Here is a 21,639-nt window from a genome sequence, read left to right as displayed (position 1 = left end):
TCACTATTATCAACATTTTTAGTCAAAAAAAGAACTTAGTCTGAGACTAAATTCTGTTGATGTTATGCAGTTTTCTCAAAGTAACTTCTGGAAGGACGGGAACTAGAACTTACTTTGAGAATTTACCTTATTATTTATTTCATTACAAACTCTTCAACATATTGTCAATATGCTGGATAGATTTTTCACGGCCGAGCAGGTAAATGGTATTTGGCAACTCTGGTCCATGCATTTCGCCTGAAACAGCGATACGGATTGGCATGAAAAGGTTTTTGCCCTTGATGCCTGTTTCTTTTTGAACAGCCTTGATTTGCGGGAAGATATTATCTGGTTGGAAATCTTCATCCGTCATAGCTTCCAATTTTTCCTTGAGAGCATTAAGGACAGTCGGAACAGTCTCACCTGCCATGACTTCTTTTTCTTCGTCTGTCAATTCTGGGAAGTCAGAGAAGAAGAGGTCTGTCAAACCAACGATTTCATCCGCAGATGACATCTGTGGCTTGTAAAGTTCCACCAATTTTTCTGCCTTGTCTGTCAAGCGACCAGCCTCTTCCAAGAATGGTTTAGCAAGGTTGAAAATAGTTTCCAAATCAGCATTTTTGATGTACTCATTGCTCATCCAATCCATTTTCTTCTGGTCAAAGGCAGCTGGTGACTTGCTGAGACGATTTTCATCAAAGAGTTGGATAAATTGCTCACGGGAGAAGATCTCTTCCTCACCACCCGGGTTCCAACCCAAAAGACCGATAAAGTTGAAAACAGCTTCAGGCATATAACCTTTACGACGGTAATCTTCTATGAACTGAAGGGTGTTAGTATCACGTTTAGACAACTTTTTACCAGTTTCAGAGTTGATAATAAGCGTCATGTGACCAAATTCTGGCGCTTCCCAACCAAGTGCTTCATAGACCATCAATTGCTTAGGTGTATTAGCAATGTGATCGTCTCCGCGGATAACGTGCGAGATTTCCATCAAATGATCGTCAATAACCACGGCAAAGTTGTAGGTTGGATAGCCGTCACGTTTTTGGATAACCCAGTCACCACCGATGTTGCCACCTTCGAACTCGATTTCGCCCTTAACCATGTCATTCCACTTGTAGATACCTGTTTCATTGACAGCCAAGCGAACAGTTGGGACAATGCCAGCCGCCTCACGCTCTGAGATGTAGGCTGTTTTTTCATCTTCAGACATACCCAGGTATTCGTTGATGTAGCGAGGAGTTTCACCCGCAGCTTCCTGACGCTCACGCTCCGCCGCCAATTCCTCTTCTGTCACGTAAGACTTGTAGGCCTTGCCTTCTGCCAAGAGCTGATCAACATACTTTTGGTAAATATCCAAACGCTCAGACTGACGGTATTGCTCATGAGTTTCTGGACTCTCATCCCAGTCAATCCCCAACCAACGCAGGTTTTCCAGCTGAGAACGCTCTCCGTCTTCCACATGGCGCTTGCGGTCTGTATCCTCGATACGAATAAGAAAAGTACCACCATGATGACGAGCAAAAAGATAGTTAAACAATGCTGTACGAGCATTTCCGATATGTAAAAGTCCCGTTGGACTTGGTGCGTAACGCACACGAATTGGTTTAGTCATGTTTCTCTCCTGTAAAATTTCAATCAAGAACATTATAGCATAGAACATCCCCAGATAACAGAAAAATCAGCCTAGATAGACTGATTTTGAGGTGTTTTTTGGTTACGAGCCAGCCAGTAGAAGACATAGAGGACTAACAAACCAGTAGCTGTTAGGAAAAGTCCGCTAATCTGATCCACTGTTAGCACCAAGACCAATCCCGAAACCAATAGTCGAGTAAAGGCTTGACCTAGCATAAAATAGGTCGATACCGCTCCGCCGATGGTCGCCAACTGCTCCTCTGGCATGGAGTTGACAAACTTAGCGTTAAACTTAGGTCCACTAGCTCCAGAACTAATTCCCATTGTAGTAAGGAAGAAGAAAATGACAGGTAACTGGTGTAGTAGCATTCCGACAAAAACGCCAAGAAGAGAGAAAGTGGCTGCCACTTCTAGCGTCACCATGCTGGTCTTTTTGAAAAGGGTAAAGACCAAGGTCGAGCCTAAGATATTGCCAACAAAGAAAATCAAAATGGTCAGGGCAAGGGTTGTTTCAACATTAAGGAAGACAAGGCCTGGGTCTTCGCTAATCAGCAGGACCAGAATAGGATAGAGAATCGCTCCACAGGCGTTGATAAGAGGGCTGGTAATCAAGACCAGACGGAACTCAGGTATCTTGCGTAGCTCCACGATGGCTTGCTTGAAAGAAGCTAGAATGCCTGGTCCCTTGGTTTTTTGCTCAGTCTGGCTCGGCTGCTCTGCTATTTTCAAAGGCTGCTCCGTCAGGAGTTTGCGAAAGGCTGGCGTCAGCAGCTGCATGATGAGGAGGGCGGCTAAAAAGGTGCCGGCGTTGAGAAAGGCCAGGTTTTGGTAGGAGAGGAGGCCGACCAAGAGGGCAGAGAGGGCCTGAAAGGCGATGTTGAGGAGGCTGGTCACAGTCTGGCGAAAGGCCGAGTACTGCTCCCGCTCTTCCTTGGGCGCTACGCGTAATCCCAGAGGTGTATAGAGGCCGTTTTCATAGAAGCCAGCGAAGTCTGCAAAGACATTGAAGCTTGCGGCCACCACGACAATCCAGAGGGCTGGCTCAAAGCCCATGCAGAAGCCGAGGATGAGGTAGAGAAGGACACGAAAGAGCAGAGTCAGCTTAATGGTACCGATTTTGTTGACCGTCTTGTCTGCCAGATAGCCTGTAAAGAGCCCCATAAAGCTAGGGAAAATTTCCGAGAAGGTCACAATCGCCAGAGCCAGACGACTGTTGGGCACCAGCAAAACATAGTTCATCAAGGCCAGATAATAGACCACATCGCCAAAATTGGACAACATATCCGCAGTCAGTACCCATAGGTAGGTAGCATTTTTCAAAATCTTTTTCATGATAATCCCTTTCTTTTGAATAATTTCCAGAATATTCCGACTTTTTATGCTACAGAGAAGCCTGAATAGACTGCTCTCTGTTCACTCTAGGTGTAATAGATATTCAAAGTGGAGAAGGCCATATCTCCTGTGATATGCAGCATCTTTTCTCCTATACCAGTTGCATAGTTATTGACAGCAGACATGGAACTGTCTAGCTCCACGACCGCCTGCCAATTTGTCGGCAGATAAAGATTAACTGATGAGAAGGCCGCATCGATATGAAAATCCGCCTTATCTCCCAGAATAACCGCCTGATCAAAATAAACCATACTGGAGCCAAAGGCCACTTCCACACTATCGTAGGTAAAATTTTCCTCATGAATGTAGCGAGTAGAGGAACCGAAGGCTATTTCCCTACCCTTATCGCCAATCACTCCTGTACTGCTCACATCTGGTCTCTTGGGCTTGAATAAGAGCTGCAAACCCGCACAGGCTAGGCCTGCACCCACAATCAGTGTCCAAGTATCGATGTCCACCCAGTCAAAGTGGTTGTTCAAAATAATAAAGACCAAAGTTCCCCACACAAAGCTTGTAACTAACTGTCTTCTAATTATTGCTTTTAGGAGAAGATAACTCCAACCGACTACCAGTGCCAATTTCCAAAGAGGAAGCTCAATAGCCGGCAAGTAGTCTTGAAACAAGACCAAGCCTGCCAAGACCAGCAGAGCAATTCCTAAACCATTTTTTTTCATTTTTCTACCTCACTTCTCGTAACTTTTCTTTTAATAAATGATAATAATGCCACGACACATGGACCTCCTTGTGGGTCTGATAGAAGGAAATCCGACTAGTTCCTGAAAAGGACTTGTCCAGCGAGTAGATGGCCTTGCTATTTGCAATGGTTGACTTGGAAACCCGACAAAAATAAGCAGGGAGGCAGTCTTCCAGTTCATAGAGCTTCATCTTGACTTCATAGGCGTCATCCCTGGTATGTCCCATCATCTTGGTCCCATCCGTTTCAAAAAAGAGCAGGTCTTCTAGTTTCAAGAAATACTCACTAGTGCCCTTGTAAAAAACCAGGCTAGGACGGCTCAGGCGACTCAATGCTTGCTGGATTTGTTCCAACTCTGGTCCCAGCTGGCTGGCTCGGATGACCACTTCAAGCTGCTCCAAGTTCTCATCAAATTCAATCCTAACCTTCATAGCTCCCCTCCTTTTGATAGGTCTATTATACCAATTCCAGTCACAATTACAAGGGCATTTCAGTAAGTGGTAAATAATACTGAGTAAGTGGTTCAATCAAGCATACAAAAGCCCCTTGCATCGACAAGGGACTTCTTTTCTATTGGAAATAGCAGAGCTACTCTCCAGACTCATCTTCATATCGTTTTTTACGTCGCTTAAACAAGCCTCCAATGAGCAAAAAGGCTCCAAGCAGACTAGTCCAAGCAGATGATTCTTCACCAGTATTTGGTAGGATACCACTTCGTTGCAGTTGCTTACCACTCATACCTACCAGTGAAATGGATTCTGAATGAGAAGTAGACCCTTCTTCACTCATAGATAGTGACTGTGACCAACTAACTGAATTCGAATTAGATTCTGAAATGGATTCACTTACTGATTCTGACATTGACTTGATAACCGAATCGGAGACGGACTCTGAAGGGGACTCTTTGAGTGACTCGCTTACAAAATCAGAAAGGGACTCTGATACCAACTCACTCATCGAATCGGAAAGAAAGACAGAAGTGGATTCACTCATCAAATCAGATATCGATTCTGAATAAGACTCAGATGCTGATTCCGAGACTGACCCAACCATCGATTCACTAATTGAGACTAGATGTGAGATTGAAGTCAGTAGAGATTCTTCTTCAGACGGTGTATATTCTGATGTCCGAGTTTCTTCCGAACGCCTGATTGAGGTCGACTCGGAAATAGATTCTGAGACGGACTCTGATACAGACTCACTAGTTGATTCAGATACTGATTCTGAAAGGGATTCTGACACAGACTCGCTGACGGACTCTGATAAGGATTCTGAGATTGATTCTGACACTGACTCTGAGACGGACTCAGAAATTGATTCAGAGACAGATTCTGATAAGGACTCAGAGATTGATTCAGAAACGGATTCGGAAATAGACTCTGATACGGACTCGCTGACTGATTCTGAAACTGACTCTGATACAGACTCGGAAAGGGATTCTGAGATTGATTCAGATACTGACTCGGAAATAGACTCTGATACAGATTCTGAAATGGATTCTGAAATGGATTCTGAAACTGATTCAGAGATAGACTCTGAGACGGATTCAGAGATTGATTCAGAGACTGACTCTGAGATAGACTCTGATACAGATTCGGAAATGGATTCAGAGACGGACTCTGAGATAGACTCTGATACAGATTCGGAAATGGATTCAGAGACGGACTCGGAAACTGATTCTGATACAGATTCGCTGATGGACTCTGAAACAGATTCTGAAACTGACTCGGAAACCGATTCGCTGACAGATTCAGAGACTGACGCTGAAATTGACTCGATTACTGACTCTGAAAGGGATTCAGAGACAGACTCAGACACTGACTCTGATACTGATTCAGAGATTGACTCAAAAACGGATTCTGAAATTGACTCGGAAATGGACTCAGATACCGATTCGCTGACTGATTCTGAAATTGACTCCGATACAGACTCTGAGATGGATTCAGATACTGACTCGGAGATTGACTCTGAAAGGGATTCGCTGACGGACTCAGAAAGGGATTCTGACACAGACTCGCTGACGGACTCAGATACCGACTCTGAAATCGATTCTGATACTGATTCAGAAATTGACTCTGAAATGGATTCAGAGATTGACTCAGAAAGGGATTCGGAAACGGATTCGCTAACTGACTCGGAAACCGATTCAGAGATTGATTCTGAAACTGACTCTGAGACAGATTCTGAAAGGGATTCTGACACAGACTCGCTGACGGGCTCAGATACCGACTCAGAAATCGATTCTGATACTGATTCAGAAATTGACTCTGAAAGGGATTCAGATACGGATTCTGAAATCGATTCGCTGACTGATTCTGAGGTTGATTCAGACACTGACTCGGACATTGACTCTGAAATGGATTCAGATACGGATTCAGATACGGATTCAGATACTGACTCTGAGATAGATTCTGAGACGGATTCTGAGACGGATTCTGATACTGACTCAGAAATGGATTCTGACATTGACTCAGAGATTGATTCAGACACTGACTCTGAAATTGACTCGGAGACCAATTCGCTGACTGACTCTGAAACGGATTCTGATACTGATTCTGATTCTGAGACTGACTCGGAAATAGATTCAGATGCGGATTCTGAAAGAGACTCGCTAACTGATTCTGATGTGGATTCAGAAATCGACTCGGAAAGGGATTCTGAGACTGACTCACTGACTGATTCTGAAATGGACTCAGATACCGATTCGCTGACTGACTCGGAGATCGATTCTGAAACTGACTCGCTAACGGACTCTGATAAGGATTCAGAGACAGACTCAGAGATGGATTCTGATACTGACTCGGAAACTGATTCTGAAATGGATTCAGAGACGGACTCGCTGACTGATTCTGAGGTTGATTCAGACACTGACTCGGAGATTGACTCTGAAATTGATTCGCTGACTGACTCAGAAAGGGATTCTGACATTGACTCAGATATTGATTCAGACAATGACTCAGAGATGGATTCTGAGATGGACTCACTTACTGACTCGGAAATTGACTCGGAGACCAATTCGCTGACTGACTCGGAAACGGATTCAGATACTGATTCTGATTCTGATACTGACTCGGAAATAGATTCAGATGCGGATTCTGAAAGAGACTCGCTAACTGATTCTGAGATGGATTCTGATGTGGATTCAGAAATCGACTCGGAAAGGGATTCTGAGACTGACTCACTGACTGATTCTGAAATGGACTCAGATACCGATTCGCTTACTGACTCGGAGATCGATTCTGATACTGACTCGGAAAGGGATTCTGATACTGACTCGGAAACTGATTCTGAAATGGATTCAGAGACGGACTCACTGACTGATTCTGAGGTTGATTCAGACACTGACTCAGAGATGGATTCGGAAACGGATTCGCTAACTGACTCGGAAACCGATTCAGAGATAGATTCTGAAACTGACTTTGATACTGATTCGCTGATTGATTCTAAAACTGATTCAGACATTGATTCTGAGACGGATTCTGAGACGGATTCACTGACTGACTCTGAGATAGATTCAGATGTGGATTCAGATACTGATTCTGAGGTTGATTCAGAGACTGACTCGGAAATAGACTCTGAGACAGATTCGGAAATTGATTCAGAGATAGACTCTGAGACGGATTCTGATACTGACTCTGAGACAGATTCGCTGACTGATTCTGAAACTGACTCCGATACAGACTCTGAGACAGATTCGGAAATGGACTCTGAAACAAATTCGCTGATTGACTCTGATACTGACTCTGAAAGGGATTCTGATACTGACTCAGAGATTGACTCAGAAACGGATTCTGAAAGGGATTCACTGATTGACTCTGAGACAGATTCGGAAATGGATTCAGACACTGACTCGGAGACTGATTCTGATACCGATTCAGATACAGACTCGGAAATGGACTCTGATACCGATTCGCTAACTGACTCTGAGATGGATTCGGAAACAGATTCAGATACAGACTCTGAAATAGATTCTGAGACAGATTCTGAAACGGATTCGGATACAGACTCTGAAATGGATTCAGAGACGGAGTCTGATACTGATTCAGAGATTGACTCAGAAAGGGATTCAGAAATGGATTCGCTCGCTGATTCTGATACAGACTCGCTGACTGACTCGGAGATAGACTCAGATACTGATTCGGAAATGGACTCGCTGACTGACTCGAAGATAGACTCAGATACGGTTTCTGAAATCGAATCGCTGACTGATTCTGAGATTGACTCAGACACTGATTCACTAACTGACTCAGAGATTGATTCTGAAATTGATTCAGAAACTGACTCAGTAACTGATTCTGAGACTGACTCGCTGACTGACTCTGAAAGCGATTCACTAATTGATTCTGACAATGACTCTGAGTTGGACTCGAAAACTGACTCGGAGACCGATTCGCTAACTGACTCTAAGATTGACTCAGAAAGGGATTCAGAAACTGATTCGCTAACGGACTCAGAAATTAACTCTGATATAGATTCACTAACTGACTCGGAAAGAGACTCTGAAACTAATTCACTGACCGATTCTGAGTTGGAGACTGAAAGGGAAATTGATAAAGACTCAGAAAGGGACTCACTAACAGATTCTGAAACAGAAGCTACCTCGGATTCCGAATGTGATGACGATTCTGAAATCGAGAAAGACTCAGAAATCAATTCCGATACCGACAATGATGTTGATTGCGAATTCGAAAGCGAAATGGATTGGAACTGAGATTGTGAGACAGAGCGCGATTCTGAAATAGATAGGGATTGACTTTGACTAATCGATTGACGAATGCTTAAGGAGTTTTGGATAGACTCGGATGTTGACTGCAGAAAACTATTCATACTGTCTGCAACAAATGAAGCACGATAGCCAATGAGCATCCCGCTCAAATTCGTTCGACCATTCGCTTCATTGTAAGTAGCATGAACAATCGAATCCGTTGGATGTAAGGCTGCCTGCACATACAGAGCGATATTAGCTAAACTCGAACCAACTCTTGTGGAAAAAGTGTAAGTAATTGGCCCAGAGAGAGAAACTTTTTCTGCCCCCAAACTGTAGTTATTCCCATAGAAACGACCTGTATAATCTGTCGTGCTTAAGTTTGTTCCAAGCGTCTCCCGATTTCGAATACTTGTATCCAACAAAAGCGGAATACCATTTACTTTAAGATTTTGAGGAGGTCCCATTTCTGTTACCGCTGCAATATAAAATCCAGCATATGCTTCGGATAGAGACTGTACGGGTTGGTAGGTTACAGTCCATTCGATAAGATTAGTAGTCGTATCCAATCGACCCTCAACGAGTGAAATCTGTCTATCTCGATATTTAGCAGAATTATCCGATTCAGAAAAAACCAGGATAGACGATGACGTCGAACGAAGACTGGGTCCAACAGAAGCTAGTCTACTAGTTAGTTGATTCAACCTACCTGTCAAATTATTTGCCGCTTGAGCAATCCGCATGCTAATAGCATCAAGTGCTGTCTGACTCTCTATTTTTCCGCTTATTACTTGCTCAACTAATAACAGAGCACTTTCTGCAACTATTTTTGCAGAAATATAACGCTGATAATGTGATGGGCCTTCATTTATATTTTCAGGTTCAGATTGATTAAGCGCATTCTTTAAAGACGTATATGCCAAATCAAATTTACTATAATCAAATTTAGTTTCTTGTTCTAAAGTCGACTCGGACTGAACAGAGGCTGCCGGTAATTCTGAAACTGATTCACTAGTGTCAAGACTAACAGAATGATTCGCTATCGTTTCTAAACTAGCAGACACCATCACCGATTCTGAATGTAAACGATTTTCTACTAAATTATTAGACTCAGAAGAAGCCAGAGATTCTGAAATTAACTGACTCTCTACAAATGAAACAGATTCTGAGTTAGACACAGAATGACTCATTAACTCTGATAAGGAAATGCTGATAGATTCTGAAAAATACTGATCATTGATTTCTTCTGAAGTAAATTCACTTTGAACCATTACATCAGAAGAATTATTTGTACTTAATGCAACTGTATCTGTTATTGCTAAAATAGTTTGATCCATCTCAGTTAACAGTCGCTCTTCAGCAAAAATTGGTTCAATATCTGAATAGCCAGCAACTAAGGTCCCCAAAAGAAATGCTCTCTTTGCATAAATAAACCTTCCCTGTAAATCATCTGGTTCATATTTGACTTGTAGTTCCTGATCTTTAGTAGCATCAAGTACTTTTATGTTAATTCTAGATAGAATAGTCCGCACCCAATTTTTCCCGGACTTATGCATCCTAACCCTTGTTTTTCTTGAAATTTCTACAATATTTGTCTTTCTCTTAAAACGTCTCACAATTCTTTCCCTTAATACACAATATTCCTATAGTAAACTATTTTATGTATCAATGTCAAATTTGAAATATTTTTAAAACAAGCAAATATATTAGTATTTCACTATTGACCAACAAGGATTCTGAAAAGACTCAACCAGCTAAAGCTGGTTGAGTCCTAAAAAATCGCATCAAGAAGTGACGTACTTCCTCCACCGCCATCACCACCTGTTACGATATGGCTACCGATAACTTGGGCAAAGGTTTCAATATTCAAGCTTTGTACATAGATTTCCCCATAGCCCGAGAAGGTATTAACAATCCCTTCGCCAGTACCAATGGATTGCAAGAAACCATTTTCCATGTGAATGTCATAGCTGAGGTCACGGCTCCAGGCAACAACGTGAGCGTTGTCAATAGTAATGCTTTCACCATTGAGCACAATTTTCTTAATAGAACCAAAGGCATTTGCCAACAGAGTCCCTTCACCCTCTGTCGTCATGACAAAGAGTCCACCTTGACCTCCAAAGAAGGCACGACCAACACTCTGGCGTTCCATTTTATATTGAGCAGAACCATCAAGGGCAAGGAAGGCACCATCATTTAGTCGATATTGCTCTGCACCAAGTTCCAAGGCAATAACCTGACCTGGCGTTGAAGGCGCAAGTGCAATTTTTCCATCGTAACTATTGGAAATGGCTTGCGTGATAAACATAGATTCACCTGATACCATTGACCGACCGATGGCCCCCATCAATTTACCAAAACCTGAACCACCACGCGCATTGAGCTTGGTATTCAAGGTCACACTCGGCGTATGGTAGACCATGCTCCCTTGTTGAATATAAGCTGATTCTCCAGCTTCCAAGGCGATTTCCACCAAAGGAAACTGCATATTACTATCGATAGTATATTTCATCCGATTGTCTGACATAGTTGACTCCTATTTTTTACGAAATGTACCTGTTAGCCACAGGATTGCTATAATAAACCAAAAACAAGCTAAAATAAACCAAATCATTTTTAACTCCTTTTGTATTGTTTTTATAACACAATTCTACAACTTGAACAAAGCTCTGTCAAGTATTTTTGTAAAAAAATAAAGGAATCCAAAGAATTAGACTCCTTTGTCATCATATAATTTCTGTCATACGACCCGTATCCACATCATAAACCGCACCAGAAATTTCAACATCGTCAGGTATAAGCGGAGATTGTTTCAAGAGAGCAATATCTTCCCGTACGCTTTCTTCAATGTCTGTAAAAGGAAGAAAGTCCTGACCAGCCACATCCACTCCCAAATCTCGCTTGAGTTGGACCGCAAATTCTTCATTGGTAAAGGTCTGGGCACCGCAGTCTGTATGGTGGAGGACAACGATTTCCCGTGTACCGAGCTGCTGCTGGGAAATGACTAGCGAGCGAATCATGTCTTCTGTCACGCGCCCACCCGCATTCCGCAGAATGTGAGCATCCCCCAGAGCCAAGCCCAAGGCCTGCGCCACGTGAAGCCGTGAGTCCATACAGGTCACGATAGCCACCTTGGTCTTTGGACGAAGAGGCAAATGGTAATCACCATGCAGGTCAACATAGGCCTTGTTGGCCTTCATAAAGTTTTGAAAATAAGACATAGGACCTCCTTGTCTGATAAGAATTTCTGAAATTTTCAGAAATAGGTTAGACCTAGCTTATCACATTCCCGACTATTTGTCGCAAAAAGAGGAGCGACTAGCTGTCACTCCCGAATGATTTCATCAGTTGAATACTTTCTGCAAGACTTCGCCAATGGTGGTCACGCCGATAACCGTGATTTCCTTGGGCACCTTGATACCTGTTAGGGAATTTTTGGGGGCATAGACCTTGGTAAAGCCCAATTTAGCGGCTTCGTTAATCCGTTGTTCAATCCGATTGACGCGGCGGATTTCCCCTGTCAAACCGATTTCGCCTATAAAGCACTCTTGTGGGTTGGTTGGCTTATCCTTGTAACTGGAGGCAAGGGCAACTGCGACCGCTAGGTCAATGGCTGGCTCATCCAGCTTGACTCCGCCAGCTGACTTGAGGTAGGCATCTTGGTTTTGGAGGAGCAGGCCTGCCCGTTTTTCCAACACCGCCATAATCAAGCTGGCACGGTTGAAGTCCAAGCCTGTCGTGGTCCGCTTGGCATTGCCAAACATAGTCGGCGTCACCAGAGCCTGCACTTCCGCAAGAATGGGGCGGGTGCCCTCCATGGTCACGACAATCGCAGAGCCAGTCGCCCCGTCCAGGCGCTCTTCCAGAAAGACCTCGCTGGGATTGAGAACTTCGACCAAACCCTGTGACTGCATTTCAAAAATGCCGATTTCATTAGTAGAGCCGAAGCGGTTTTTGACCGCCCGCAAGATACGGAAGGTGTGCTGCCGCTCGCCCTCAAAATAGAGAACGGTGTCCACCATGTGCTCCAAGGTCCGCGGTCCAGCCAGGGTTCCTTCCTTGGTCATGTGGCCGACGATAAAGGTTGCGATGTTGTTGGTCTTGGCAATCTGCATGAGTTCATTGGTCACTTCACGGACCTGACTGACAGAACCTTGCACGCTAGAAATATCAGGGCTCATAATGGTCTGGATAGAGTCGATAATCAGGAAATCTGGCTTAATCTTCTCAATCTCGGTCCGAATGCTCTGCATATTGGTTTCCGCATAGAGATAGAACTCGCTGTCGATGTCGCCCAGACGCTCCGCCCGCAACTTAATCTGCTGGGCAGATTCTTCCCCCGACACATAGAGGACCGTTCCAATAGTAGAAAGCTGGGTAGATACCTGTAAAAGCAGGGTGGATTTGCCAATCCCTGGATCGCCTCCGATTAGGACCAGACTGCCTGGCACCACACCGCCACCGAGGACACGGTTGAACTCCTCCATGTTGGTCTTGGTGCGGGCCACTTGAATAGAGGAAACTTCATTGAGTTTCATAGGTCGGGTCTTCTCACCTGTCAGGCTGACCCGCTCGTTCTTGACTTCAGCAACTTCCACTTCCTCGACAAAGCTAGACCAGGAGCCACAGTTGGGACAACGGCCCAGATACTTGGGCGAGTGGTACTCGCAGGATTGACAGACAAAGGTTGTTTTTTTCTTAGCGATGATGATTTCCTCCTATTTCCCCGTCGAGCCAAATCCGCCCGTCCGAACGCCGTCGGCCTGGTCACCGTCAGCCAAGAGGAAGGGGGCAAAAACAGCCTGCACAATTCGCTCGCCTGCTTCCACCACGACAGTTTCCTCTGTGATGTTTCGCATCTGGGCAAAGATATGACCTTCATTGGCTGGATTGCCGTAGTAGTCGCCGTCGATAACCCCAACCGAATTAATCAGGACCAGCCCCTTCTTACGAGGGTTAGACGAACGGTCGTAGAGATAGAGGACCTCATTGGCCTGCATATAGGCCTTGACACCCGTTGGCACCAGCTTAATCTCGCCTGGCTCCAAGCTGACGGTTTCTGCAGCCTTAAGGTCGTAACCTGCTGCGTGGGCCGTTTCGCGTTTTGGCAATAAATTTTCATCAGTAAACTGGCTGACCAGTTCGAATCCACGGATTTTCATAAGAACTCCTTACATCATTTTCTTCTTTTTATTCATTGTATTCATTCGCATTTTTCGTCACAAATGCAAAAAGCGTTGTTAAGGGAAAGGCATACTCGTCATCAAAGCGAGCCGCACGTAGCCACAAGTCTTGGTCAACCTTACGAAGATAGACACTACGAGGGAAGGTAAACTCTTCTTCCAACTGAGGCGATAGTAGGCAAATAGCTCCGTCTGGTGATTTCCCTTGGGAGAGTATGGCATCTTGACTGACTTCCTGTTCCAACAAAGCCAATCGAAGAAAAACTCCCAGATGAGCTAGTGGTAACCGATACCCCATTTCCACAGCTCTCTCCTCTATCTGAGGAGCAGTTGCTTCCCTAGTAAATCCCATTTCGGCTAGGCTGACAACCTCAACTAAACACCCCTGTCTCTCCACCACTTCTTGATAAGCAGGGTGAGCTAGGTAGATTTTGAAATAGTCATTCACTAAAATCCCCTTGTCATCTAAGTAGGCAAGGATTTCTTCCTTTTTCATGGGAAATAATTCAACTCGAACGCTCTGTCTTTTCATAGGTCTATTATACAGGAAATACAGGGTAAAGCAAAACTCCAACCTAATGGCTGGAATTTTGAATTTATTCAAACACAAACTGGTTGTGGTAGAGTTCGGCGTAGAAGCCGTTGAGTTTAAGGAGCTGGCTGTGGTTGCCCTGCTCGATGACTTTTCCGTCTTTGAGGACGATGATTTCATCCGCATTGAGAATGGTTTTGAGGCGGTGGGCAATGACGAAGCTGGTCCGTCCTGCGATAATAGCCTCCATGGCCTTTTGAATTTTGGCTTCTGTTACAGTATCAACGTTGGACGTTGCTTCGTCCAAAATCAAGACTTGTGGATCTGTCAAGAGCGTACGGGCAATGGAAATCAACTGTTTCTGACCTGTTGAGAAGACATTCTCATCATCGGTCACAAAGGTTTCATAGCCCTCTGGCAAGCTCATGATGAAGTCGTGGATATGGGTGGCACGAGCTGCGGTTTCCACCATTTCCTGCGAAATGCTCTCATCACCAAAGCGGATATTGTCCGCAATAGTCCCCGAGAATAGCACTGACTCCTGCAAGACAATACCTACCTTATCCCGCAAGCTGTCCAAGTCATATTCCCGAATATCGCGACCATCAAAGGCCACACTACCACCATTGACATCGTAGAAGCGGTTGATCAAGTTCATAATGGTAGTCTTACCAGATCCTGTCGGACCAACGACCGCCACCATTTTACCCTTAGGAGCAGAGATAGACACCTTGTCCAAGACCTTCTGACCCGGCAAGTAGCCAAAGTCGATGTCCTTGATTTCAACACCTTCTTTTAATTCGGTAAATAGCGGAGCGTTTTGAGGGCGAACTTCCTCAGGCTCATCAAACATTTCCTGAATACGATGAGCTCCTGTGAAAGCTAGCTGCAATTCTACCCAGCTGGCAGCAACCTGCATGATTGGCTGGTAATACTGTTGCGAATACTGAACAAAGGTCACCACCAGACCAAGTGCGGCAGCTGTTTCCAGCGAGCTATCGTTGAGAACAATGCTTGACCCTGCAAAGATAACGATTGCCGTATTGACCAAGCTCATACCATTCATAAATGGGAAGAGAATCCCACCAAACAAGCGACCCTTAAAGGTCGTACGACGAACTTCTTCATTGAGTTCCAAGAAACCATCAATCGTCTCTTCCTGCACACCTTGTACAATAATCGCTTTTTGTCCAGAAATTTTCTCGTCCATGTAGGCATTGAGCTTAGATACCGCAGCCTGTTGCTTATCCGTATATTTCCGTGATAGGCGGATGATAACGACCAAGGCAATCAAGGCAACTGGCGTAGAAGCAATGGTCACCAAGGCCAAGCGAGTATCCTGACGGAACATCATGATGACCATACCAACATAAAGAGCGATGTTGGTCACCACTTGGGTCAAGGACTGGTTAAAAGCGTTTTGGATATTATCCAAATCACTGGTAAAACGAGAAAGAATATCTCCGTCCTTGTGACTATCAAAGAAGGCAACTGTCAAACGTTCCAGCTTGCCAAACAAGCCCTTACGCATCCGGTTGGTCGAATGAGCCACGATACGCGTGAAGAGGAGGGTGTAAATCAAGGAAGCCACAACCGTCGCCGTATAGGCAAAGAAAAGATTGAGCATAACCCCGTTAAAATCAGATAGGTCAGGTTTGAAATCTGACTGACCCATTTGCACCGAAGCAAAATAAGCCTGCCCGATTTTCCCCATCTCCGCAATGGCATTTCCAAGGAAAACAGGTGTCTTAACCTGTAAATAGGTCGCTGCCACAATGGCTAGAAAAATCACAGCAAAGGACAGCTTATAGCGTTTAAAATAAAACCAGAAAAATCTAAGTGTTTTCATAACATGATACTAAGGTCGCCCAGAAAGCGACCGAAAAATAGGAAACCAACGCCGCGTTCCGAAACGCTAGGCGGTTTATCTTTTTTCGAAGCTTTCCGACCGAGTTCAAATACAATCGTACTATATAGACTGCACTTGCTTCTCCGTTGGAAAGCTTTTCGCTTTCTAAATCTCCCACCTTAAAAGGTCCACCGGACCTTTTAAGCCTCCTTTCCTTTCTGTGTTTCGTAGATTTCACGGTAGACGTCATTTGTCGCTACCAATTCTGCGTGTGTTCCCTGACCAATCAAGCGACCCTCATCAAGAACCAAAATCTTATCAGCTTTGACAACAGAAGAAATCTTCTGGGCAACGATGACAGTGGTTGTCCCTTTCAAATCATGGTTGAGAGCCTCCTGGACCAGTTTCTCAGACTTGGCATCTAGGGCAGAAGTTGAGTCATCCAAGACCAAAACCTTAGGCTCACCAATCACCCCACGAGCAATGGACATCCGCTGCTTCTGACCACCAGAGAAGTTATTTCCACGTTCTTCTACTTGGCTCTCATAGGTATCATCCAAACGGTCGATAAATTCTTTGGCTTGGGCAATACCTGCGGCCCGCTCCAATCTTGCACGATCAGCACCAGGTGCCCCTTGACGCAGGTTGTCCGCAATGGTTCCCGAGAAGAGAATAGCCTTTTGCAAGACAATCGATACCGTATCACGCAGAGTGTTCTTGCTGACTTCTTTCAAGTCCCGACCACCGATGGATACCGTTCCTTCTTGCGGGTCAAACAAACGCGGAATCAGTTGAGCAAGAGTGGATTTACCCGCACCTGTTGCACCAACCACACCGACCATTTGCCCTGGTTCAATCTCAAATGAGATATTTTTCAAAGTCGGCTCCGTATCATGTGGGTAGGTAAAGCTAACATTGTCAAAGACAATCTTACCAGTCAATTCTTCATCCGCCACATCCTTGAAGGTCATTGCAGGCTCCGTATCCAAGACCTCGCTAATCCGCTTAATAGAAATGGCAGCACGAGAAGCCTGCATACCCATGAAGCTAGTCATGATAATGGCAAACATGATTTGCATGAGGTAGCTCATAAAGGAAGTAAAGCCACCAACTGCCTCCATGTTGGTTTCCAACATCCCAGATACCAAGTAGAGCGATGCAAAAATTGCCATATAAGAGATAAACATCATCAAGGGTTGCAAGATAGCAAAACCATAGCCGATAAAGAGGTTCAAATCTAGCAATTCATTAGATACTTCCTTGAATTTTGCATATTGATTTTTCTCCTGAACAAAGGATTTAACCACACGGATTCCACGTAAATTTTCCTTAGCAATACTGTTCATCTTGTCCATGAGGGACTGGAACTTCCCAAATCGTGGTCCCATTTGCCCCATGACAACTGCCATAATGGCCATAATCAAGACCACCATGAGAATAATCATCCACCAGAGTTCTGGCATGGTCCGCACCGCCATGATAAAGGCACCAACAAAGAGCAGAGGTACCCGCATCAAGATGGTAAAGAGCATCATAACAAGGTTTTGGATTTGATTGACGTCATTAGTCATCCGAACAACTAAGTTCCCGGCGTTAAACTCTTCGATATTAGCATAAGAGAAGCTTTGGATCTTCCGAAAAGTCTTCTCACGAATATCCGCAGATACCCCTTGTGAAATCTTAGCTGCTGAAATGGTATTGACAAGCCCTGCCAAAAGACCAATTCCAGCAATAATCAGCAGTAATTTGCCCACACGGACAATTTCTTCCTTATCATTGGCCAAGACAGCAGTCAAGACATCCTGTAAATAACTTGGTTGCATCAAGGTCGTTGCTACGACAATTGACGTCAGCAAGACCGATGCCAAGGCATACCATTTGTAACGTAAAATGGCTTCATTAAACATGATTCTTCTCCTTATAGTGTTGAATATTTTCTTTTAATTGACTAGCCACCTGTTTAACCAAATCAAAGTCTTCTTGTTGAATGCCCCCAAAAAGTGAATGGTGCATTTCATCATGGAAGGCTTTCAGATGACAAATTTTACTCTGTCCTTTTTCCGTCAAAACCAACTGCTTGTAACGTTTGTCAAGCTGAGAAGGTAGGACCTGGATAAAGCCATTTTTCTCCATTCTCTTGACCAGATTGCTGGCAACCGATTTGGAAATCTTTAATTCCGCTTCTATATCTTTTACAAAGGTTTCGGCTTCCGACCGTTCCGCAATGAAACGCAAGGCCCATCCCTGTGGACCAGCCAAGTGCTCCACATCGTATTCTTTAGCAATGGTTTCACTGATTTGTTCAATCTGATTGAGCAGGTTCCGAAAATCTGCAATGGTATGTCCCACGATAACTCCTTTCCAATCAATTAATTAGCATGAGAACTATTATAGTTCTCTTAAGAACTATTGTCAAGTTTTGGCTCTGCTATTTTCCAAAAAAATGCAACTATGTTATAATAATAGAAAATACTTACACAGGGGAATCGTATGGAGAAACAAACCATTGCTGTTCTAGGACCAGGGTCTTGGGGAACAGCCCTTGCCCAGGTCCTCAACGATAACGGACATTCTGTTCGTATCTGGGGAAATATTCCTGAACAAATTGACGAAATCAATGAACATCATACCAACACGCGCTACTTCAAGGATATTGTCCTAGACGAAAATATCAAAGGCTACAAGGATTTGACAGAGACTCTTGAAGGGGTCGATGCCGTTCTCTTCGTTGTTCCAACCAAGGTGACCCGTCTGGTTGCCAAGCAAGTCGCACAAGCTCTCAAACACAAGGTAGTTGTCATGCACGCTTCCAAAGGGTTGGAACCAGATAGCCACAAACGTTTGTCAGAGGTCTTGGAAGAAGAGATTCCTGCTGAACTCCGCTCGGAAATCGTTGTGGTTTCAGGACCTAGCCATGCAGAAGAGACTATCGTCCGTGATTTGACTTTGATTTCTGCAGCTTCAAAGGACTTGGAAACAGCCAGCTATGTCCAAAATCTTTTCAGCAACCGCTACTTCCGCCTCTACACCAACAATGATGTCATCGGTGTGGAAACAGCGGGTGCTTTGAAAAACATCATCGCAGTTGGTGCAGGTGCCCTTCACGGACTCGGATTTGGCGACAATGCCAAGGCAGCTATCATTGCTCGTGGATTGACAGAGATTACCCGACTCGGTGTAGCCATGGGAGCCAATCCCTTGACTTACAGCGGTCTATCTGGCGTCGGCGACTTGATTGTTACAGGTACATCTGTACACTCTCGTAACTGGCGAGCCGGCGATTTGCTTGGCAAAGGAGAGAAACTCGAAAACATCGAAGCCAATATGGGCATGGTTATCGAAGGGATTTCCACTACCAAAGCAGCCTACGAATTGGCACAAGAATTGGGTGTTTACATGCCTATTACCCAGGCCATCTACAGCGTGATTTACCAAGGGGCAAGTATCCAAGATGCTATCCAAGAAATCATGTCTGGTGAATTCCGCCAGGAAAATGAATGGTCATAAAGAATAAGGAGAATCCATCATGACAAAAAAAGTTAGAAAAGCCGTTATCCCTGCTGCAGGTTTGGGAACACGTTTCCTTCCAGCAACTAAAGCCCTTGCCAAAGAGATGTTGCCAATCGTTGACAAGCCAACCCTCCAATTCATCTTTGAAGAAGCCCTTCGTTCTGGTATCGAAGATATCTTGGTCGTAACCAATAAATCAAAGCGTTCCATCGAAGACCATTTCGACTCAAACTTTGAATTGGAACATAACCTACGTGAGAAAGGAAAAGATGACCTCTTGAAACTGGTGGATGATGCAACTGCCATTCGCCTTCACTTCATTCGCCAAAGCTATCCAAAAGGATTGGGAGATGCTGTCTTGCAAGCCAAAGCCTTTGTTGGAAATGAACCTTTTGTCGTGATGCTAGGCGATGACCTCATGGATATCACCGATGAGTCTGTTAAACCAATCACCAGACAGCTGATTGAAGACTATGAAGCAACACATGCTTCTACCATCGCAGTGATGCCTGTTCCACATGAAGAAGTTTCATCATATGGTGTCATCGCACCTCATGGTGAAGGAGTCAACGGCCTTTACAGTGTTGAAACCTTTGTAGAAAAACCAAAACCAGAAGATGCACCATCTGACCTTGCCATTATTGGTCGCTACCTTTTGACACCTGAAATCTTTGATATCTTGGAAAATCAAGAACCAGGTGCCGGCAATGAAATCCAGTTGACAGATGCCATTGATACCCTCAACAAGACACAGCGCGTATTTGCTCGTGAATTTACTGGCAAACGTTATGATGTCGGAGATAAATTTGGCTTCATGAAAACTTCGATTGACTACGCATTGACCCATCCACAGGTCAAAGATGATGTCAAAGACTACATCATTGAGCTTGCCAAACAGTTCCAAACTGAAGAAGAAAAGTAAAAAAACTAGCAATCGCTAGTTTTTTTACTTATATCACATAAAATATCCCTAATAATAGGGCGATTAGACCCAGATAACCAATGAAACTGAAAAAGATCTGTTTTCCTGTAAAGAGATCCTTTTCCACAAGAGGTGGAAGGAAAATCACGACCAAACAACCTCCAATAGCTCCTCCGATATGCCCTGCCATACTAATGGTTGGATTAAAAAGTCCCAAGACCAAGTTCAATCCCAAAAGGACCATATAGCGTTGACCGAGAACCTGTAGATAAGGGCTCCGACTAAATTTCCTCAACAGTGCCATAGCTGCAAAAAGACCAAACAGAGAGGTCGAGGCACCTGCACCAACTACATCTGGTGTAAAGAAGAGAACAAAAAGATTGCCCATTATCCCAGACAAGAGATAGAGAAGAAAGAAGCGACGTGACCCAAAGAGTCCTTCTAGTTGATAGCCCAAACCAAGTAAGGTAATACTGTTAAAGATAAAATGCTCCCAACCAATGTGGACAAAGATAGGGGAAATCAAGCGCCACAACTGAGTCGGATCATAACGCACCACTTGACCGTACATACCACCAAATTCATAAATTGTATAGGCAGTGGTTGTTTGTCCAAATCGAAATACTTGTATCAATAGAAACACAAGAGCCGTGACTGCCAACAAGGCATTGGTCACAGGATAGCGCTTATCAAGAAAGTTCTTCAAAAATCAACAACTCCTTTACTGGAATATCAAATAGATCTGGTTCGAAATCATAGACTTGAAAGTCTGCCAAGGTCGATACCGTGTTCCCCTGATAATCTGCTAGGTAGCGATCATAAAAACCGCCTCCATAGCCCACTCGAAAACCCGCTTGATTCCAAGCCAAACCAGGAACATGGATCAACTTAACCACAGACTTATCCACAGGTTGTGAATAAGTCCCAGGCTCCCAAACTCCAAACCTAGATTTCACCAAATCATCAGAATTATATTCTACAAAATCCATACGGCCTTGTGAATAGGTCTTAGGGATGAAAATCTGCTTGCCGTCCTTTTGAGACTGTTCAATCAGGTAAGAAGTATCAAACTCATGGGGCATGGAAAGGTAAGTCCCAAGCGACTTTGCGCCCTGATAAGTATCAGAAGCAAGGAGGCGTTCCGTTAGCTGCTGGCTCCATCTTGCTCGCTGACTACTAGTCAGATCTTTCAAACTCTGCAAGACCTCTTGCCGAATGCTCTTTTTATCCACAGA

Annotated in this window: 18 protein-coding genes and 1 pseudogene; 3 read left to right on the top strand and 16 right to left on the bottom strand. The window is 44.3% G+C overall.

The window, feature by feature from the left end; all coding sequences use genetic code 11:
* Positions 1–142: 142 nt before the first annotated feature.
* The 5 genes from gltX to NF418_RS10560 all read right to left on the bottom strand — a co-directional run bounded on the left by gltX (position 143) and on the right by NF418_RS10560 (position 4,492).
* Positions 143–1,597: a glutamate--tRNA ligase gene (gene gltX, locus NF418_RS02775; protein WP_256778333.1), complete on the bottom strand. Its 1,455-nt coding sequence runs from the start codon at positions 1,595–1,597 to the stop codon at positions 143–145.
* 71 nt (positions 1,598–1,668) lie between these two features.
* Positions 1,669–2,949 carry an MFS transporter gene (locus tag NF418_RS02770; RefSeq protein ID WP_256778332.1) on the bottom strand — a complete coding sequence of 427 codons (1,281 nt, stop codon included), beginning with the start codon at positions 2,947–2,949 and terminating at the stop codon, positions 1,669–1,671.
* 86 nt (positions 2,950–3,035) lie between these two features.
* Positions 3,036–3,683 carry a hypothetical protein gene (locus NF418_RS02765; RefSeq protein ID WP_256778331.1) on the bottom strand — a complete coding sequence of 216 codons (648 nt, stop codon included), beginning with the start codon at positions 3,681–3,683 and terminating at the stop codon, positions 3,036–3,038.
* Positions 3,684–3,687: 4 nt separating this feature from the next.
* Positions 3,688–4,134, bottom strand: coding sequence for a LytTR family DNA-binding domain-containing protein (locus NF418_RS02760; protein ID WP_256778330.1), 447 nt, complete (start codon positions 4,132–4,134; stop codon positions 3,688–3,690).
* 157 nt (positions 4,135–4,291) lie between these two features.
* Positions 4,292–4,492, bottom strand: a complete 201-nt coding sequence (locus NF418_RS10560; RefSeq protein WP_306172654.1) for an LPXTG cell wall anchor domain-containing protein — start codon at positions 4,490–4,492, stop codon at positions 4,292–4,294.
* 46 nt (positions 4,493–4,538) lie between these two features.
* Here NF418_RS10560 and NF418_RS10555 point away from each other — a divergent pair, with 46 nt between their 5' ends.
* On the top strand, positions 4,539–4,721 hold the full coding sequence (locus tag NF418_RS10555) for a hypothetical protein (protein WP_306172651.1): 183 nt from the start codon (positions 4,539–4,541) through the stop codon (positions 4,719–4,721).
* A 626-nt stretch (positions 4,722–5,347) separates the two neighbouring features.
* On the opposite strand, the pseudogene NF418_RS10645 reads toward NF418_RS10555, so the two are convergent.
* From NF418_RS10645 to NF418_RS02715, 9 genes and pseudogenes are all read right to left on the bottom strand, one after another.
* Positions 5,348–10,024, bottom strand: a pseudogene (locus NF418_RS10645) (KxYKxGKxW signal peptide domain-containing protein); the annotation flags it as partial.
* A gap of 155 nt (positions 10,025–10,179) precedes the next feature.
* Positions 10,180–10,935 carry a TIGR00266 family protein gene (locus tag NF418_RS02750; protein ID WP_256778329.1) on the bottom strand — a complete coding sequence of 252 codons (756 nt, stop codon included), beginning with the start codon at positions 10,933–10,935 and terminating at the stop codon, positions 10,180–10,182.
* Between the two features lie 199 nt (positions 10,936–11,134).
* On the bottom strand, positions 11,135–11,629 hold the full coding sequence (locus NF418_RS02745; protein WP_029943937.1) for a beta-class carbonic anhydrase: 495 nt from the start codon (positions 11,627–11,629) through the stop codon (positions 11,135–11,137).
* A 123-nt stretch (positions 11,630–11,752) separates the two neighbouring features.
* Positions 11,753–13,120: a DNA repair protein RadA gene (gene radA / locus NF418_RS02740; RefSeq protein WP_024404944.1), complete on the bottom strand. Its 1,368-nt coding sequence runs from the start codon at positions 13,118–13,120 to the stop codon at positions 11,753–11,755.
* A gap of 6 nt (positions 13,121–13,126) precedes the next feature.
* Positions 13,127–13,570 (bottom strand): dUTP diphosphatase, encoded by a 444-nt coding sequence (locus NF418_RS02735; RefSeq protein WP_002939955.1) that lies wholly within the window; start codon positions 13,568–13,570, stop codon positions 13,127–13,129.
* Between the two features lie 28 nt (positions 13,571–13,598).
* Positions 13,599–14,087 carry a hypothetical protein gene (locus NF418_RS02730; RefSeq protein ID WP_256778328.1) on the bottom strand — a complete coding sequence of 163 codons (489 nt, stop codon included), beginning with the start codon at positions 14,085–14,087 and terminating at the stop codon, positions 13,599–13,601.
* A 100-nt stretch (positions 14,088–14,187) separates the two neighbouring features.
* Positions 14,188–15,972, bottom strand: coding sequence for an ABC transporter ATP-binding protein (locus tag NF418_RS02725; RefSeq protein ID WP_256778327.1), 1,785 nt, complete (start codon positions 15,970–15,972; stop codon positions 14,188–14,190).
* A gap of 200 nt (positions 15,973–16,172) precedes the next feature.
* Positions 16,173–17,879: an ABC transporter ATP-binding protein gene (locus tag NF418_RS02720; protein ID WP_256778326.1), complete on the bottom strand. Its 1,707-nt coding sequence runs from the start codon at positions 17,877–17,879 to the stop codon at positions 16,173–16,175.
* Entirely contained in the window at positions 17,872–18,321 is a 450-nt protein-coding gene (locus NF418_RS02715) for a MarR family winged helix-turn-helix transcriptional regulator (protein ID WP_256778325.1), read from the bottom strand. Before NF418_RS02715 ends, NF418_RS02720 begins: the two co-directional genes overlap by 8 nt.
* Positions 18,322–18,462: 141 nt before the next feature.
* On the opposite strand from NF418_RS02715, the gene NF418_RS02710 reads away from it, so the two are divergent.
* Together NF418_RS02710 and galU are read left to right on the top strand one after the other, a co-directional pair.
* Complete coding sequence (locus NF418_RS02710; protein ID WP_256778324.1) at positions 18,463–19,479, top strand: NAD(P)H-dependent glycerol-3-phosphate dehydrogenase; 1,017 nt, start codon at positions 18,463–18,465, stop codon at positions 19,477–19,479.
* Positions 19,480–19,498: 19 nt separating this feature from the next.
* Positions 19,499–20,404, top strand: a complete 906-nt coding sequence (gene galU / locus NF418_RS02705) for a UTP--glucose-1-phosphate uridylyltransferase GalU (RefSeq protein WP_256778323.1) — start codon at positions 19,499–19,501, stop codon at positions 20,402–20,404.
* A 28-nt stretch (positions 20,405–20,432) separates the two neighbouring features.
* Here the strand turns inward: galU and NF418_RS02700 are convergent, their stop codons facing one another.
* A complete protein-coding gene (locus NF418_RS02700; RefSeq protein WP_256778322.1) occupies positions 20,433–21,110 on the bottom strand; it encodes a rhomboid family intramembrane serine protease in 678 nt (225 codons plus the stop codon).
* On the bottom strand, positions 21,094–21,636 hold the full coding sequence (locus NF418_RS02695) for a 5-formyltetrahydrofolate cyclo-ligase (protein ID WP_256778321.1): 543 nt from the start codon (positions 21,634–21,636) through the stop codon (positions 21,094–21,096). Before NF418_RS02695 ends, NF418_RS02700 begins: the two co-directional genes overlap by 17 nt.
* Between the last annotated feature and the right edge of the window lie 3 nt (positions 21,637–21,639).

The sequence above is a fragment of the Streptococcus suis genome (genome assembly GCF_024509555.1).
GTDB classification, from domain to species: Bacteria; Bacillota; Bacilli; order Lactobacillales; family Streptococcaceae; genus Streptococcus; species Streptococcus suis_AD.
This window is presented reverse-complemented; position numbering and strand designations above follow the sequence as displayed.

What these genes read in the sequence shown, in the direction of transcription:
- gltX (WP_256778333.1), bottom strand. Translation starts at nt 1,597, where the DNA reads ATGACTAAACCAATTCGTGTGCGTTACGCACCAAGTCCAACGGGACTT.
- NF418_RS02770 (WP_256778332.1), bottom strand. Translation starts at nt 2,949, where the DNA reads ATGAAAAAGATTTTGAAAAATGCTACCTACCTATGGGTACTGACTGCG.
- NF418_RS02765 (WP_256778331.1), bottom strand. Translation starts at nt 3,683, where the DNA reads ATGAAAAAAAATGGTTTAGGAATTGCTCTGCTGGTCTTGGCAGGCTTG.
- NF418_RS02760 (WP_256778330.1), bottom strand. Translation starts at nt 4,134, where the DNA reads ATGAAGGTTAGGATTGAATTTGATGAGAACTTGGAGCAGCTTGAAGTG.
- NF418_RS10560 (WP_306172654.1), bottom strand. Translation starts at nt 4,492, where the DNA reads ATGAGTGAAGAAGGGTCTACTTCTCATTCAGAATCCATTTCACTGGTA.
- NF418_RS10555 (WP_306172651.1), top strand. Translation starts at nt 4,539, where the DNA reads ATGGATTCACTTACTGATTCTGACATTGACTTGATAACCGAATCGGAG.
- NF418_RS02750 (WP_256778329.1), bottom strand. Translation starts at nt 10,935, where the DNA reads ATGTCAGACAATCGGATGAAATATACTATCGATAGTAATATGCAGTTT.
- NF418_RS02745 (WP_029943937.1), bottom strand. Translation starts at nt 11,629, where the DNA reads ATGTCTTATTTTCAAAACTTTATGAAGGCCAACAAGGCCTATGTTGAC.
- NF418_RS02735 (WP_002939955.1), bottom strand. Translation starts at nt 13,570, where the DNA reads ATGAAAATCCGTGGATTCGAACTGGTCAGCCAGTTTACTGATGAAAAT.
- NF418_RS02730 (WP_256778328.1), bottom strand. Translation starts at nt 14,087, where the DNA reads ATGAAAAAGGAAGAAATCCTTGCCTACTTAGATGACAAGGGGATTTTA.
- NF418_RS02725 (WP_256778327.1), bottom strand. Translation starts at nt 15,972, where the DNA reads ATGAAAACACTTAGATTTTTCTGGTTTTATTTTAAACGCTATAAGCTG.
- NF418_RS02720 (WP_256778326.1), bottom strand. Translation starts at nt 17,879, where the DNA reads ATGTTTAATGAAGCCATTTTACGTTACAAATGGTATGCCTTGGCATCG.
- NF418_RS02710 (WP_256778324.1), top strand. Translation starts at nt 18,463, where the DNA reads ATGGAGAAACAAACCATTGCTGTTCTAGGACCAGGGTCTTGGGGAACA.
- galU (WP_256778323.1), top strand. Translation starts at nt 19,499, where the DNA reads ATGACAAAAAAAGTTAGAAAAGCCGTTATCCCTGCTGCAGGTTTGGGA.